Consider the following 16,755-nt stretch of genomic DNA (forward strand, 5'->3'; position numbering starts at 1 on the left):
AATTAGCAATTACCCTATTTGCGATCGCAACTTCCCCGTTTCCAATTCCGTCTCAAAAGCCGCCCGCACCTTTTCCCACTCCGCTTGGGCTTCCAACAGGCGATCGCGCGCCGTACTCACATCAAAAACCTGTTCCCCTCCCGACTCAACCGCCAAGCGACCCATATATTCCAACTCCTTGCAAACAGCAGAAAAAGACACCGCTCCTAAATTGGCGCTGCTCGACTTCAGCGTGTGAGAAGCCAGCTTCAAACTATCAGCATCGCCGAGAAAAATAGCCTCCTTAATAGTTTCTAAATGTTGCGGTGCGTCTACCAAATATATCTTGATCAGCTCCCCCAAAAAATCCGGATCTTCATCATCGTCTAGCTCGCGGAGATTTTGCAAAATATGAAAATCAATCGGCGAATCGGCTCCCGGTTGAACGCTCGAAGATGCCGCAGCATCACTGTCAATGTCATCAGAAATATCTTGATTGTTTTCCTCTGTTACCGCATCCAATTCATCCCGAATCAGAGGTGAGCACTTGCTCAAGGCGATCGCCAACTCTTCCCGGCGTACCGGCTTAGTAATATAATCGTCCATACCTGCTTCCAGACACTTTTCGCGATCGCCCTGCATCGCATTAGCAGTCATCGCAATAATTCTCGGCTTCTTGTTAGCAGGCCATTCCTGACAAATGCGGCGCGTCGCTTCCAACCCATCCATATTCGGCATCTGCACATCCATCAGCACAACATCGTAAGATTGCCGCTTCAGCGCCTCCAAAACCTCCAACCCATTAGCCGCAATATCAGCCCGATATCCTATCCTGTCGAGTAAATGCGTAGCCACTTTTTGATTCACCACATTGTCCTCCGCCAGCAAGATCCGAATCTGACTAGAATTAGCTCCATCCTGTCCGGCAGAATTCGTCGCAACCTGCCTCAAAACAGCAGGCGTCCGCTGCGCGCGGTGTTGTTCTTGAGAATTTTCAAAATACTTCAATCCCGAAGTCAAAGTCACCACATTTGAAACTTCTCCCCTGCCGCTTCTGCCAGTAACATATCCAAAAACTTGCAGCAACACATTATAAAACTGGGACTGTTTTAAAGGCTTAGTTAAAAAAGCCGAAAAATGTACTTCTGTAGTTTCAAGTTTTTTCCAAACTTCCGCCTTACTTAAATAAGTAAACAGCACCAAAGGTAGTGCTATTTTGCGAGGGTTTTTAACGATGACATTCGGATTTAAGCCGTCGTCGCCAGACAAATTGCTCTGCTCAAATTTCCGAATCTCCACAGCCAAAGCCACACCGTCCATATCTGGTAGATTCATCGCCAAAATAGCTAAATCGAGCGGCGAGTTTCCTTTGATGATTTCCAAAGCCTCAGCACCCGAAGTTACAGCCACGGGTATCATTCCCCAAGACTCTGCCTGCCGGATCAAAACTTGCCGGTTAATGGCATGATGCTCAACAATTAACAAGCGCTTACCAGCGGCAAATTCCGGTCTTTTTTCCTCAGCCCGGATGTCATTCGCTTCAGCAGTCACCGTGAAATAAAAAATCGAACCCGAACCCGATATCAAGGGCGGAGTAAATTCTTCTGGCGACCTTCCAGCGATACTTTGTCCGGCAGAAACTCCCGGTTGAGACTTAGAACTTCGGGGATCAACCTGGCTGACAACCCACATTGTACCGCCCATCATATCGCTCAAACGCTGGCTGATAGCCAGTCCCAAACCCGTCCCGCCGTAATGTCGTGTTGTCGAAGCATCCACCTGCGAAAAAGCTTTAAACAGGCGATCCATCCGGTCTGGCGGAATACCAATTCCCGTATCTTGGACAGCAAATTGAATCTCGTATTGTTTGCTACGTGCCAACTCTCCCTGGTTAATTGCTAGCGGTTGTGGATCTAGAATATTAATTTTTTCCGGCGAACTCTTAGCAGCTACCGGTTCAATTTGCCTAGCCGTACAGCACACCACAATTTCTCCAGATTCTGTAAACTTAACTGCATTGCCCAGCAAATTTACCAAAATTTGGCGCAGTCTCGTGACATCTCCTAAAATGTTTTTTGGCACAGAATCATCAATAAAATAAGCCAACTCTAAACCTTTTTCTGAGGCTCTAGGAGCCAGTAATTCTAGAGATTCTTCTATACAGTTTTGCAGCTCGAAGGGGCTGCGTTCCAAATCCAATTTTCCAGATTCAATCTTAGAGAAGTCGAGAATATCGTTAATAATAGTCAGCAAAGCATCGCCGCTGGTACGAATTGTCTCCACAAAATCCCGCTGTTCTGGAGTTAGTTCCATATCCAGCAGCAAGCCCGTCATCCCGATGACCGCATTCATCGGAGTGCGGATTTCGTGACTCATCGTTGCTAAAAATTCGCTCTTAGCTCTATTAGCAACTTCCGCCGCTTGTCGTGCTTGATCCAAAGCTTCATTTTGCTCTGCTAACTGTCGCTGTCGCTGAACTTCGGTTTCTAAAAGTTGTGCTTGAGCTAAGGTAATGCCAACTTGAGCGGCAACATCTTCTAACAGTTCAATTTCGTCTGGATTCCACTGGCGAGTTGCATCGCACTGGTGCAAAGTAATAATTCCATTCGGTTCTCCTTGATAGGAAGTGCGAACAGCCAACATAGATTTTAATCCGATGCGGCGGCACATCGGCCCCGAAGATTCCAGCAAAGGATCGGCAAAAACATCGGGGGACGCCAGGGCTATATCTTCAGCGAGGAGTTTTTCTGTGTAGGGGTTATAAGTGACAGAAAGTTCTAAATCTAAAGCTGATTCGTGACCGGGTTCTAAGTATTCCGCGACGCAAGGAAGGTGGGGATAAGGTTCCGAAAGATAGGTGTGAATTGTACAGCGATTGACACCAAATACGCGGCCGATTTGGGTGGCGGTAGTTTGAAAAATTTCTTGAGTGTCTAAAGTCGATCGCACTTTTTGAGTAATTTGTTTGAGTAGTAAAACGCGCTGGTACTGACGTTGCAAAGTTCGCTCTCGCTCTTCGCGGGCAATTTCTGCGCCGATGTAATTGCCCATCAACTTTAAAATTTCAAAATTCAGCGGTTTAAAAGGAGATTTAGTGGTGCGAGAAGTAAAGCTCAAAGTGCCATAAATTCGCCCTTGCACTATTACCCTCGTCCCCACAAAAGCCTCCAACTTGCGGACGCTGTAAGCGGGGTGGTTGCGCCACTGAGTAGTGCCGGCTGATTCGACAGAAATAGGTTCGCTCGATCGCAAAACCTCTCGCTCAAAGGTTCTGCTCAAAGCAAAACCGTCTCCTTTAGCAAATCCAAAGGGAAAATCTTCCGGTACATAAGCCGAAATCACTTCGTAGCGATCGCCCAAAACCCTGCCCAACAGCCCGATATCCATCCCAAACTGACTACAGCCCATCGCCAGCAACCGGATCGTTCGATCGTCAAAAGAGCCTTCCGAGCTCACCATTACCTCGTAGAGCGATCGAATTGCCCGCTCACTTTCCCGCAGTTCCTCAACTCCTTCGAGGCGGTTGCAGACATCGTGCAAAGTCCCGAAAATTCCCGCTATTTCGCCTTGCGAATTCCGGCGGACTTGGGCAAATAATTCTACGGAAACAAAGCCGGAATTACTGTGAATTCCCAAGGAGTTTTTTTCCGAAACCGACTTGGACTTAAATCGCAGTTCTCGCCGTTCAAATTCCGACTTCCCGGACAGCAAAGACTCCAATAAATTTGCACATTGCTCGCGCTCATCTGGATGCACCCACTCTAAAAAATTAGTTTGCAAACTTTCGGAAACCGCATAATTAGTAATTTCCGTCCAAGCGCGGTTGAGGAATTTCCAAACCCCCGCCGCATCTATGTGGAAAATTACTGTTGCTTTCAAAGAGTCAAATAGATGGAATTGTTCTCGATCGTGCTCGCGGTTTTTGACTTCAAACTGCTTGTTTAGAGTAATATCTGTATGAGTTCCTACTACCCGCAGCGGTTTGCCAGTAGCGCTGCGTAAAACTTGACCCCGGTTCAGCACCCAGACAGTGCTGCCGTCTTTACAGTACATCCGATATTCGGCTGCAAAATCCGGTGTCTTTTGGGCGAAGTGTTCTTCTAAAGCTGCCTTTACCGAGTCAATATCATCTCGGTGGATGCGACTCCACCATTCCGATCGGCGATTCGAGATTTCCCCTTCTTGGTAGCCCAGCATTTCTTGCCACCGCGCCGAATAAAAAAACTCATCTGTTTCGAGATTCCAGTCCCAAATCCCCTGATTGTTGACTGCAGGGGGGAGATTTGGCCGCTCTACGAAACTGTGGTAAGAAATTTCAGCCATCTCGTGGCTATTTGCTGCTGTCCGCTGTATTTCTGCTGAGAGTTTTTTGTATTGAGCGTTGCTAGATTCTAGCTGGCGCTGCAAAGCAATTAAGCCAGAATGCAGAGATTTGGAATCCAGCGCTTGTAAAAGGATAGTTTTAGGATTAATAATCCCGATCGGGTGATTTGTTTCGTTGATGACTAATAAAGGCAACTGGCAGTAGTGTTTTTGCAGCAGCGCCACGGCTGCTTCGAGGCTAGAGTGCGATCGCACCAGTGGCGGCGAACTGCTGCAAATTGCTCCCGCTTTAATTTTGTTAGAGTCTCTTCCCAGCGCCTGCAACTGCACGATATCCCGCGAACTTACCACCCCAACCAGTTTGTGAATGTTGGGATTTGTAAATTTGGAATTGTGAGCAGCACCAGTCGAGTGTTGATCGGGGGTTTCAGTGATTAATACATAACTAACATTGTGTCTAAACATCAGTTGCGCCAAGTAGCGAACCGAAGAATTAGAAGGAGCGTGAATTATTCGTGAGGCTGCTATTTGAGGGATTTGATAAAGTTTAATTAAACTTGCGGGCAGCTCTAATTTTTGATGCACAATTGGCAGCGGCGGAGGGAACGCGAAAGCCGCAGGTAGCGAAGCGCTGCTAATTGCTTTTGGTGTCGATTCCCCAATTTCCTGCAACACTTGCACCAAGCTTTGAGAGCTAATTAAACCGACAAGTTCTTCAGCCTCGCTGACGACGGGCAAATGGCTGATCTGATTTTTATCCAGCAGATTGGCTAAGGCAAAAAAGTCGGGAATTTCCGATTCTCGGGCTACAGTTACGGTTCTGATCATGATTTGCTCGATCGCAAATCCCCTCAAAGCAGCGCCGATCGAATTTAGCTGTACGATATCTCGCGCTGTAAAAATCCCCAGCACTGTCTGGCTGCTAGGATAGGGAGCTTTTGAGCCGTTGAGAGGCCGCCCGTTGCCTCCTGCGTGTAGCGCACGCGGTACACCGTTGTAGAAACCCGACTGTTCCCGCGATTGTGGGGAAGTCCCGTTCGTGGGATTTCCGAGTTGATAATTCCCGCGCGGTTCTACCACGAGGACGTAACTGGCTCCTGTGCTACTCATCAGCTCGATCGCCTTTTCTACGGGCGTCTCAGGGGTGACGGTGAGGGGATTGCGGTTGATGACCTGACTGAGGGAGGGAATAAACATCAGGGGGCATAAAAGTGATATTTGTTGGAAAAAGCCGATCGCGAGCAGCAGGTTGATTGAGAGGCTTTACCCGCGAGATTTCCAAGCGCGCTCAAAGTTTCTGTACGATTCAACTCACCCATACTTCCAGCATCTTGGCATTTAAAATTAATTCCGTGCCATATCCTGATAATTGACGGCTTCTGACTTCCAGAACCAATGCTATCTGCCAGAGGGCGGACATGAAGGCGGGCGGGTAATTCCTCGCCTAGCCTAACTGCTGCGGGTTTACGAGCAAGAATTTCTGCGATTGTCTAGACTGCACCCTACTTTCTGCCCCTCAACGGAACTCTCGCTCACATTCTGTTTGAGGCCAGATACCTGCACCCTACCAATTTACCAGCGACAGGAGGGGAATCACAACATGACATTTAGGTATTGCAACTGTGCAATTGGGGGTTCGAGGGTTCGAGGGTTCCAGGGTTCCAAGGCCAAGCAGGCAGAAAATAAATAATTTTGAGCATAACTAATTCTATCTTATCCCAATTATGGCCCAGAGGATTTGAGCTTCAATTCTGGCGATCGAACTTGATGAGAATAGCGCTGTTCCCTGCCAGTGTAAAACTCGCATTGCCGCCCTTGAGCCTTAAACTACCAACAACCTCATCCATTGTTTTAGAACTGAACTCCCGCACCGTGCCATTACCAGTTTTTATCAGCTCCGAAATATCAGCATTAACAGTGTAAGATGTTGCTCGGTCATTGACAACCAGCAAGTAAACATTCTTGCTAGCATCAAGAGTTGCAACTGCCATTAAATCCGAACTATTAGTGATAGGAAAAAAGGTAGCTTTCCCGCCCTGCAAAGCCCTAATTCCCATCCGCAAAGCATAGTAGCCTGCGCGCCGTTTTCCCCCGTCCCCTAGCAAACCTTCCGCCCCTGCGGGCTTGCCCCAGTCGTACAAACAGAATATGTGACTGCCGTCAATATAATTATCCCCCGGTTGAGAACCTCGAATCAAATTCTTAATCAAATTTAAAGCTAAAGATAAATCACCGTAGCTCATGTTGTAAGTTCCCCATTCTCCTACCCAAAGCTGCGAGTTAGCGCGGACAGTACCGTTCATCCAGCCGCGCACTTTGCGGGTGTAGCTAGAAATATCTGCATCGTAGTTGTGGACATTGACTGTATCGAAATAATTCGGTATTTCCTGCAAAGCACTAGCCGGCCAATTGCTGCCGCCTATGGTTTTCGGGCCATGGATGCGGTAAGTGCGCGAAGGCAAATAAGTTTTATAAACAAAGTCGATCGCATCTTTTGCCACCTTAACCAATTCAAAATAGTCAGCCCTAGTCCCGCCCCAACCCTGATCGCGATTGTCCGGTTCGTTGTGAATTTCCCAATCATCAACGCGGTAATCATTGCGAACATTCAGCCAATAAACCGTAGCAAAAACGTGTTCCCACCACTCGTTCCAATCTTCTCCTGTGCGCGGCGGATTCAGTTGCAGTGCCCAACTGGGATTCCAGTTATTATCAACATTCCGAATACTCACAACCGGGCGAATATTTGCTTGTTTGAGACTATTAAAAATAGTCCTGGCATTGCCTTGCCAAACCCTACCTGGTCGTCCCGACCACCAATAATCGCTACCCTGGGGCGGATTAGTCATCATCTGATCCCAATGTGCCCAATTAATTATATTGGGATTTGTCTTAATTTCGTCAATAGATGGCCAACCGTATTTACCATCGTCGTCTTCAGCTTCCCATCGAGACATACCCCCGTAAATGCGGTAGGTATTAATTCCCAAATCTTGCAAATCTTTGATGTCGAAATTGATATTGCCTTCGACTGCACCGATGTAGCGAGTGCTGACACCCGCAGCAGTGCCGGAAATTTTAATTGTTTCGATGTTTTGAGCAAAAGTTGTCATTCCGATGAACAACCCTAGGCTGATGGCAATTAAAACACCTAGAAAAAAAATCAGAATTCTAGTTTTTGATAACACGTGATTATTAACTACTAATTTAGGTTATTTTATGTTCGAGGTAAATATACCCATCGCTAATCTAACTTAACGGGCGATCGAGTTTGTTAGCTATTGTAATAAAAAAGCATTAACTATACCAATTTCCCGAATTAACACATAAAGTAAAATAGCACAGGTAGCAGTCAAAAGTGAAGGTTCACCTCGAACAACCACAGTAAAATATTTGGGTATAACAATTAACCCTATAAATTGCGTTAAATATCTGGCGGGGTGACAACGCCGCCGGAAAGCCAGCCAGGCCTCATATTTGATCGACTTGTGTTAAAAAAGATAGGTCAGAGCATTCCAAGGGACGATCGCCTTTTGTTCGCGGGTAACAACAAAACATGGACGCCCAAGCTACAGATAAAGCGAGTTTGGGCTTGATCTGGGCTGAAAATTTGTTTAAGTCCCGTTAGGAAAAAACGCTTTTATTAATTAATTAGACGATCGCCATTTAATAAAAACATTAAACCCTCAGCAATTGCCGAGGGTTTATTTCCCAAATCCTACAATTTTCCCCACAAAAAATATATCGGTCTAAAGGTAGATGATATTGGTGACCAACCTAGGTTATGCTCGGAGAACTTCTATACTTGTTTATAGCCACAAAACAGGCGCATCAAAAATGCAATAATTAGACCCAAAGCCCCACTCGTGAAGCAACCTAAAACATCGATGGATTTCTCTAGAGTAAGTCTTAAAGGAGCATAAAAATGTTAGATATTGATGAAATGAGTTCAAAAGAAATACAAGAACTTTTGCAGCAAGTAGGACACGGACACCTCGGCTGTGTATTTGAAGGGCTTCCCTACGTTGTGCCAATGCACTATTATCTCCAAGATTCGGACATATACATTTTCACAACAGTCGGGATGAAAACGAAGTATATGGACGGCAATCCAGAAGTCTGCTTGCAAGTGGAAGAAGTCCGCGATATGGAACACTGGCGCAGCGTTGTCGTGAACGGGCGAGCAGAACGCCTTACGCAGCAGGAAGACATCGATCGCGCGATGGAATTGGTCAAAGAACACAACCCCAAACTTTCGCCCGCCATCAATCGCACCTGGATTGACTCGCAAGGGCGTGCGGAGACCATCGCAATTTACCGCATTCAGCCCTGGGAAATGAGCGGGCGCACGACGGAGGGAATCAGCAGTCGGTGAACGTCGAGACTCACTTGTTACCGGGTTTTTTACGAAAATACTTAATTAAGATTTTCAATCTCGGTAAAAAACCCGGTTTACGATCGTCAGAGCGCCTCCAACACTAGAAATTACAAAAAAGTGCGGCCGGATAAAATAGTGCCAAATATCAGCTCAAACAGCTTTGCTTGCCAAAAAATCTCTCATGTACCGATTCACTAACTGCGGCTGTTCCTGCTGCACCCAGTGGCTGCAATTAGGAATGTAATGAATCTGAAAATCCCGCACGTAATCTGCGGTTCCATAGGTTAACTCTTTGCCGAGGGCCGCATCTTTTTCTCCCCAAATCATCAGCGTCGGAACTTCCAGCACGCTCCAATTCTGGCGATCGAGAAATCCGCGAGCAATATTGCGGTAATAATTGATAGTAGCAGTCAGAGCGCCCCGTTTGGCAGCGGCATCTTTGTAAGCTTCGATATCTGAGGGACTAAAGGTGCTTTTGTCAACTGCCATACCTTCCAAAGCAGCCGAAATTGCTTGATAGTCGTCCCACTGAATTAACAACTCCGGCAAAACTGGCAACTGAAATAAAAAGATGTACCAACTTTTCAGCAATTGTTGGGGAGTGCGTAACCCTTCAGCAAACTTGGCCGGATGCGGTAGATTCATCACAATTAATTTATCCACCATTTCGGGATAAGCATAAGCAAAATTCCAGGCGATCGCACCTCCCCAGTCGTGACCAACTAAGGATCGCGAATTAAATAACTTACAATTTTAATTGTTATTGTGGAAGTTATTTAATTCTCATTCCTAAGACGCAACTTTCGTATCCCAAACCCTGAATAATGCCCTTGACATCTTGCACAAACTCTGCCATCACGTAAGCAGATCGATCGCGAGGTTTGTCGCTGTCGTTGTAACCCCTGAGATCCACAGCGACAACTTTATAATCTGATGCAAATTCTGGGATTTGATGCCGCCAAGAATACCAAAATTCAGGAAATCCGTGCAGCATCAGCATCAGCGGCCCAGAACCTTGAGTGACATAGTGCAGTTTAATGCCGTTCGTAGCGATAAATTCGTGTTTCCAAGCAGCTTCCTTCTAGCACAGACATATTTGATGCTTCCTCTAGCTATCGAGATAGCCTAGCAGTTCCTCTCTTTAAGAGGAACCAACTTTAGGCCGATCTAGCAATTCTCCCAGCACTTGTAAACTCTTCCTTTTCTCTTCATTTGTGGAACAGGCGTCCCATCGGTGGTTCTTCGCGAAAAAAAGCCGTAGCTTGCGGGGCCCGACGCCATTGCCCGTTTCCCAAAAAGATTGCTATCTCTGTCAAAATAATAGTATAATGTTGCTGGCATCCAGACAACTGTTAAGCCAAAAATTACTCATTTTAGAGCGCGCGAAAATCTCGAAGCGCAAGAAATTGAGTTTTGTTGATAGCGCCAGTTCAATAATTAAGATCGGGCGAGTGTACTAGGAACTAAAGGAGTTAATACTATGTCGGGCGATCGCCTGCAAAACATTGTTAACCGCTTGACAGATCGTCTAAAGCGCGATGTATTAGTTGAAAAATCCCTCTACGACATTCGAGAAGTTTTGCAGAGCGATCGCGCGGTGCTTTATCATTTTTACAAACAGTGGCAAGGTCGAGTGACTTACGAGATGTTAAGTGCGATCGAACTCTCAATCTTGGGTTCAACGGGGCCAGACGAATGTTTTAGCGGCGAATACGCTGCTTTGTACGAAGCGGGCAGAGTTAAAGCAATTGCAGATATTGAAGTAGAACCAATTAACCCATGTCACCGAGATTTTCTGCTTAGCCTGAAAGTTCGCGCCAATTTAGTCGTGCCAATTTTAACAAACAAAGGACTGTGGGGGCTGTTAATTGCTCATCAGTGCAGCGGGCCCCGCACTTGGTCGCGATCGGACATTGAATTCATGCAGCAACAAGCACAAAATATGGCAATGTCTCCCACAATTCAAGATAGTTAATATTTAATCCCAGATTCTGCTTGGTGACAGTTGGGGTATCGAGCATAAAATATATATGCGAAAACCGAGACAGAAATATTTACACATATATAATGTTGCAAAGCTTACGGGAAGAGAATTTCAGATTCTATTTTGTGTAATTAATTCTGTCTAACTACTTATCCATCTAACTGTTCCAAACCTTGGTCTCTAGGAATAGTTGGTGGCAAGGAGTTTTCGGATGCTGGGGGAGCGAAACCCAAGAATGATATCTTGAGGAGACACGCCGCGTTGAATCAGTTCTCGATCGATGTAGATTTCGGTACTGTTGTGTTGAATCCAGATTTGATTTTCGATGATATCAAGCTGCATGGCACACCCATAGATGCGATATTCGTCGCGCCATTCGTTGTGCATAACGAGGTATCGATCGCGGGCGAAATCGAATATTAGCTGAGCATTTGCGTCATTTTTAGAAAAGTCTTCGAGAAAGTCACAAACAATTTGGCGGTATTCGTTTAGTCTATCCATTGGTCGATCGCCTCACGAGTTGGATTATAAATAATTAGTCGGATTTCATAACGTTCGATGACAGTTTTTGCGGGTTCAAATCTGAGAAAACTTTGGTAGGTATCGGTGGGCACTGCCAGATACAGTATACGTTCGGGTTCGCTAGAGACTTCGAGGGCAACGCGATAGTTGAGGAATTGACCGAGGGCAGTGTGGAATTCAGAAATGGTGGAGCTACCTACGAAACTTTTGACTTCTACAGCTATTTTACGTCCTTCTTTTTCAGCGGCGATCGCTTCTTCGGCTGCAAGATCGATGTAGACATCAGCAACACCATAGCGTAACTGGTAGGGATCGTGGGTAATCTTCCAGCCATCTTTTTGTAGGGCGATTTTGACCCTGTTGTGGAAGAGATCCTTTGCCATTTTTAGTTTGGGTTCTAATTGGACGTATTCCCCTTAGATAGCATTACGATCGCGTGAGACTTGCTGTTTCCCGATCGTACCGGAATTGATCGAGGGTTCCTTCCTTGATTTTTTCGATCGCCTCCTCAATGACTTCTAGTGGAACGAGGAACCACTCCCTTGGCTGCACTGGTATACCGAAGCGATCCTGTAATTCCAAATCCAATCGAGCGCTGGCGAAGAACTTCTGAAGGAGTGCCTCAAGTCGCTTCCGGTTCATATTTGCCAGTTTGAATTTTGCGACGATTTCCACATCTGCTAGTAGATAGGTGGGGTCTTTCTTGGCGTTGGCAATTCGGCTTTTTACGTCTCCTCCGGTGACGCCGATCTTGTGAATAATAGACCGATTCTCCGCAATGAAGGGGTGATCCGATTGGCTCCTGAGCACGTAAATGTACCCAGTTGGTAAGTCGTCTGCTGCTTCAATGTGAGAAAATAGGGGGCCGAAATCTGGGGTGGTGATGCGGCGGCTGGCCTTGTCTTTATTTAAAGCACGCTGGAGCGATCGCAACAGCAAATCGCTCTCGGTGGCATTGTCATAAACCACCCTCAACCGGCAGTCCGATCGACCATAGTCGCTGACAAACGGCTCACCCATATCGACCACCATCACCTTCTGCCCATCAAGGATGAACAAATCACCTTCCTTGACGGCTGCATAGTCTTGATATTTGATGGTTTGCCGTTCCCCCGACTGCAATTGCCGTTGCACTTTGTCAAAGATGGGTTTGAATTCATCAAAGTCCTGACAGGGAGTACGTTGGGCGATTTCCTCGGCTGCTTTGATTTCGCTGCGCGATCGCACATGAGTAAGCTGGGTAACGTCGTTCTCTGAGGCTGCATCGACTCCCAGGGAGGCCAGCAGTGCTTCATCTGTCAGATTGCTTTCTGTGATCGGGCTGGCATCAGTCTCAGCATCTAACAGTCGGCGTGAGTCTAGCGGTTCCAAGACGGCGCGACATTCCTCCGATTCTCGCAGGCGATCGAGCCGTACCGCATAAAGCCGCTCGAAGATATCGCGATCTTCCCCATGCTGGGGCAGTCTGCCATATTCTTCCACAAACCGCTCGATCTCCTCAAAGCCTGCGACGATCCGCTCTTCTCTGGCAGAACGCTGGCCGGAGGGTTCGGGGGTCATGTCCATGCCCAATTCACCGAGCAATTCCAAATCATCATCGGTGGTGTACTTAGGCATTAGTTTCCTCCTTCACTTTGCGTTGCAGGAAGGCAACTCCTTCTGCCATCCGTTTTTCCCAGGGATCGACTGCTGTGAGAGAGGGCAACCTGCCTTTTTCTTGCTTGAACCGCAGCGCCCGTTTGGCTAATTCCCGCGCTTCTTCCACGCTAAGGGTTACTCGCTTAGCCGCAATGACTTCTGCCACCTGCTTCAGCCGTTCTTCGCTCATGGACTTAGCCAGAATGGCATAGGCTTCGCCAAAGGGATTGATGCGATCGATCAGATCCATATCGAGGTCTGTTACCGATAGGGCGAACTTCCTCACCCCATCGAGGAGTGAGGTGTTTTTCGCTGCTTCCCCACCACCAGGATTTGTGGCGTACTGCCCACCACTTTCGTTCATGGTTTTTTTAGCTTGTTGGACGAGGGTTAGGGCGGCGATCGCGTGTTGGCGGACGGCTTCTCGATCTTCCGCTTCTAGATTTGGGAACTTCTCTTTGACGATTTTGCCCATGCGAACTTGGGTGAGTTCTTCCGGCACCAGTTCTTCATCAAATAGGCCGCGCTCGATCGTTGGCTTATCTTGGACAAAAGCCGTCACCAGTTCGGTCAAGTCTTCGCGGCAGATGCGTTCGGCTTCCGGGCTCTTGGGTTCGGCTAATCCCTTAATTTCCATTTGAATCAGGCCTCTCTCTGGATTGATGCCTACGTTGCACTTGCCAGGATTGTAACCATCTTCCCCGTAGTCGAAACCCGGTGTTGGTTGATTGTCGGGGCGCTTGGGTTTGAACTCGAAGCGCGGCGCGAGCACTTGCTCCATCAGTAGGCTGGCCGCAATGGCTTTGAGCGTGTCGTTCACTGCCTCGGTGACGGCAGATTCGGCGGCATCCGGCTCAGCAATCAGGTTGGTGAACCGAGCGCGGGTTTTCCCTGGTGCATCGCGGGTGGCGCGACCGATAATCTGAATAATCTCTGTCAAACTGGAGCGGTAGCCGATCGTCAGGGCGTGCTCGCACCAGATCCAATCAAAACCTTCCTTTGCCATGCCGAGGGCGATGATGATGTCCACACGATCGCGATTGTTCTTCTGGGTGGGGTCTTTTAGGGCGGTGGCGACTTTATCCCGTTTGGTGGGGTCGTCGTCTACGAGATCGGCGATTTTGAGGATCGTGCCGTCGGCGGTTTTGACGAGTTGAAATCCCGTGTTGGGATCGGTGCCTTGCCATTCGCCCAGTTCCTCGATGATGTGCTCCACCTCGCGGATCTTGTCCTTCGTACTTTCGCGGGAGTTGACGTTGGGAATGTGCAGGATGGTTTTCTCTTTGGGGTTTAGCACCTGCACGATTTCGTCGGTGTAGCTACCCGCGTAGAAGTAGTAGCCAATGTCGAGTTGCTTCAAGTATTGGTAGCCGTTGAGCTGTTCGTAGTAGGTGTAGGTGACGGTATCGAATCGGGATTCGTCTTCGGGGTGCAACACAGCTTCGGCATCGCCGCGAAAGTAGGAGCCGGTCATGGCTATGATGTGGGTTTTGTCGCGGGCCATGAGTTGGCGCACACGATCGCCCAGCTTGTTGTCTGGGTTGGACGAAACATGGTGAAATTCGTCTATGGCGATTAGGCGATCGTCTAAGATTTCGATACCGAATTTGTCCACAGCAAAGCGGAATGTGGCGTGAGTGCAGACCAGAATCTTGGCATTGCTGGCTAGAAACTTCTGCACCGCGCCCACTTTGCCGCCGTCGTTTCCCGGTGCGTCGCAGAGATTCCACTTCGGCTCAACTTGCCAATCGGCCCAAAAGCCAAACTGACTCAGCGGCTCATCGTGGAAGCTGGAGCCGATCGCCTTTTCTGGTACTACGATGATGGCTTGTTTGAGGTTCTGGTTCTCTAGTTTGTCCAAGGCGATGAACATCAATGCCCGACTTTTGCCGGAGGCGGGAGGCGATTTGATCAGGAGGTATTGTTCGCCGCGCTTTTGGTAGGCGCGTTCTTGCATGGGGCGCATACCGAGGGCGTTGGGGCGGGTGGAGGTGCCATCCTGGGCGTAGGTGACGGAAACTGAGGGAATCGCGATCGGTTTGCTCATGGGTGGTAAACTTTGGTTTTGCGATTGACAGGCTGTTCGGTAGCACTTATCGGACATTCATTTTGGTAAGTCAAAGTCTACTGATTAAATCGCCACGCCGAAAGGTTGCAGATAGCTGCTGTAAGGAAATCTCTTGTTCGCCATAAAGATCTTGCAGCGCACGTTGAATATCCTGTACTGAGGCATCGAAATAGGCTTCGCTATTTTGTTCAATCAGATGCTGTGCCGATTGAAAATTCTGATGGCTAATGTCTTTCATCTGAATATTCAAATCAGCAAGAAGCTTGCGTCCCATCTGCATGGCAATAAAGCATGAAGCATAGCGAACAACATCTGGATCGGCAGGATTTGGTCTTTTGCGACGATTTTCTGCAATTCTGTAAAGCTGAACGGCAATTACAACTTGCGATCCGCTCAATTGGTCGGTGAAGATTGCGTCATAAAGTTTTCCGAAATGCTCGCGCGAGAAGAATTTTGCTTGATGAGGCTTTTCTCGCCAAACAGATAGTATGGCTTCAGCAGCTACTCCTGAAGTAATATCTATCGGACGGGTACTAGAATCAGAACGCTTCCGGCGGTAATTGAATCCTAATTGCTGAATATCTATTTCCAGTCTTTGCTGGAGTTCGTCATTAGCGCGTAAATCTTTAAGATCTACTGGATTTTGACTATTAGTAGCATAAGTGATTCTTTGAACTAAACTTTCGTTTTCATGAGGTAATTGATAAAGTCGAAGCAGAACATAAGCTTGGGCATTTTCATGAAGCAAATTGTTGTCACGCAAAGTTTTGAATATGGTCAGACAGGTTTGGCCTCCATTGATAATTTGTAAATTTTCGACACGCACCTGATAATTACCATCTTGCAAAGCGTTGTACGAAAAGTTTTCACAAGTTAGGGTTATCCCATTATTGTAAAAGTAGAAATTGTTCTTCTCATCGCTGGTTAAAGTGTTTCTAATAGCCTCATTGACGCGATTACCTTGCAAGCCTAAGTAACGACGAATATTCCGCTCTAATAATCGTTCACCATGTCGTTCAATTAGTGCTGCGATTTCGGTGACGGAAATTCTGCCAACTAATACTCGGCTAAATTCCATATCTTCAACGATCGCCTTGCCACTTAGTTGCAAAGAATCTTTTACGGGTTTGGAAGCTTGCAGAATTTTGACCAAGCGTTCGTGATTAATATGCTCCCACGTAACTTGACTGCCGAAGCCAGTGCGTTCAATAGCTTCCTGTGCAGACGCATTCCAATTTAGGCCATTGTTACAGGCTAATGCCCGAACCTGTGGGATGTAACCATCCCGAATCAAACTACGAGCTTCTTCGACTTTTGCGAGCAGTCGTTGATTAATATGTTCTAGTCTAGCTGCTGGATTAAATAAGTATTGAATTGCGTTGATTAAACTTTCAATGCCTTCTTGGGGAAAGTTAGAATCTCCTGCTAGCTTGTTTTTGTATTTTGCTTGAAACAAGCTAACTGTAAATTCACCATCATACTCTTCGGAAATGTGCATGGCATCTACGCCAAAGTCACCAGATCCTTCGGTCAGGCACTCGAAAGCGTCGTCATCTTCTAAATCCAAGATGGTTCTAACACATAGGTATACAAATGCGAGGGACTTGATTTTACCTTCATCTTGGATGTGCAATTCTTCGGCGGACTTTTGACGAATATCGTTAACGACTGATGCTAAACGTTGGTCAATGATAGATGCATTAATGTCCATGTACTTATTTACTTAGTATGTTCTCAAGAATTCGCTTCATTCAGTCTAGGCGGGAATATGGTCGGCTTGATTATGAGATAGTTGAGAATTTTTAATTCTTTTGCTGAAGCCAGTTAGTTAAATCGACGATATTCGTAAAACCCTTCAAGTCT

Annotated in this window: 11 protein-coding genes; 2 read left to right on the plus strand and 9 right to left on the minus strand. The window is 47.0% G+C overall.

Going from position 1 to position 16,755, the window contains the following annotated elements; translation table 11 throughout:
- Nucleotides 1-9: 9 nt before the first annotated feature.
- Both QUB39_RS07470 and QUB39_RS07475 read right to left on the minus strand, forming a co-directional pair.
- Complete coding sequence (locus QUB39_RS07470) at nucleotides 10-5,499, minus strand: response regulator (RefSeq protein WP_333053266.1); 5,490 nt, start codon at nucleotides 5,497-5,499, stop codon at nucleotides 10-12.
- Between the two features lie 548 nt (nucleotides 5,500-6,047).
- Nucleotides 6,048-7,415, minus strand: coding sequence for a hypothetical protein (locus QUB39_RS07475; protein WP_333208330.1), 1,368 nt, complete (start codon nucleotides 7,413-7,415; stop codon nucleotides 6,048-6,050).
- Between the two features lie 812 nt (nucleotides 7,416-8,227).
- On the opposite strand from QUB39_RS07475, the gene QUB39_RS07480 reads away from it, so the two are divergent.
- On the plus strand, nucleotides 8,228-8,677 hold the full coding sequence (locus QUB39_RS07480) for a pyridoxamine 5'-phosphate oxidase family protein (RefSeq protein WP_333208331.1): 450 nt from the start codon (nucleotides 8,228-8,230) through the stop codon (nucleotides 8,675-8,677).
- A 153-nt stretch (nucleotides 8,678-8,830) separates the two neighbouring features.
- On the opposite strand, the gene QUB39_RS07485 is transcribed toward QUB39_RS07480, so the two are convergent.
- Complete coding sequence (locus QUB39_RS07485; protein ID WP_333208332.1) at nucleotides 8,831-9,346, minus strand: hypothetical protein; 516 nt, start codon at nucleotides 9,344-9,346, stop codon at nucleotides 8,831-8,833.
- A 106-nt stretch (nucleotides 9,347-9,452) separates the two neighbouring features.
- Entirely contained in the window at nucleotides 9,453-9,680 is a 228-nt protein-coding gene (locus QUB39_RS07490; RefSeq protein ID WP_333278481.1) for an alpha/beta fold hydrolase, read from the minus strand.
- A 480-nt stretch (nucleotides 9,681-10,160) separates the two neighbouring features.
- Here QUB39_RS07490 and QUB39_RS07495 point away from each other — a divergent pair, with 480 nt between their 5' ends.
- Nucleotides 10,161-10,655, plus strand: a complete 495-nt coding sequence (locus QUB39_RS07495; protein ID WP_333053270.1) for a GAF domain-containing protein — start codon at nucleotides 10,161-10,163, stop codon at nucleotides 10,653-10,655.
- Nucleotides 10,656-10,844: 189 nt separating this feature from the next.
- Here the strand turns inward: QUB39_RS07495 and QUB39_RS07500 are convergent, their stop codons facing one another.
- The 5 genes from QUB39_RS07500 to QUB39_RS07520 form a co-directional block, all read right to left on the minus strand.
- The gene (locus QUB39_RS07500; protein WP_333208334.1) at nucleotides 10,845-11,165 is read right to left on the minus strand and encodes a XisI protein; all 321 of its coding nucleotides are present in this window, start codon (nucleotides 11,163-11,165) and stop codon (nucleotides 10,845-10,847) included.
- Nucleotides 11,153-11,569 carry a XisH family protein gene (locus tag QUB39_RS07505; RefSeq protein WP_333208335.1) on the minus strand — a complete coding sequence of 139 codons (417 nt, stop codon included), beginning with the start codon at nucleotides 11,567-11,569 and terminating at the stop codon, nucleotides 11,153-11,155. Before QUB39_RS07505 ends, QUB39_RS07500 begins: the two co-directional genes overlap by 13 nt.
- Nucleotides 11,570-11,612: 43 nt before the next feature.
- A complete protein-coding gene (locus tag QUB39_RS07510; protein ID WP_333208336.1) occupies nucleotides 11,613-12,803 on the minus strand; it encodes a GIY-YIG nuclease family protein in 1,191 nt (396 codons plus the stop codon).
- Nucleotides 12,796-14,871 carry a DEAD/DEAH box helicase gene (locus tag QUB39_RS07515; RefSeq protein WP_333208337.1) on the minus strand — a complete coding sequence of 692 codons (2,076 nt, stop codon included), beginning with the start codon at nucleotides 14,869-14,871 and terminating at the stop codon, nucleotides 12,796-12,798. The genes QUB39_RS07510 and QUB39_RS07515 overlap by 8 nt, the downstream gene beginning before the upstream one ends.
- A 70-nt stretch (nucleotides 14,872-14,941) precedes the next feature.
- The gene (locus tag QUB39_RS07520) at nucleotides 14,942-16,603 is read right to left on the minus strand and encodes an AIPR family protein (protein ID WP_333107679.1); all 1,662 of its coding nucleotides are present in this window, start codon (nucleotides 16,601-16,603) and stop codon (nucleotides 14,942-14,944) included.
- Between the last annotated feature and the right edge of the window lie 152 nt (nucleotides 16,604-16,755).

This window comes from Microcoleus sp. AT8-B5 (genome assembly GCF_036705565.1).
GTDB lineage: Bacteria > Cyanobacteriota > Cyanobacteriia > Cyanobacteriales > Microcoleaceae > Microcoleus.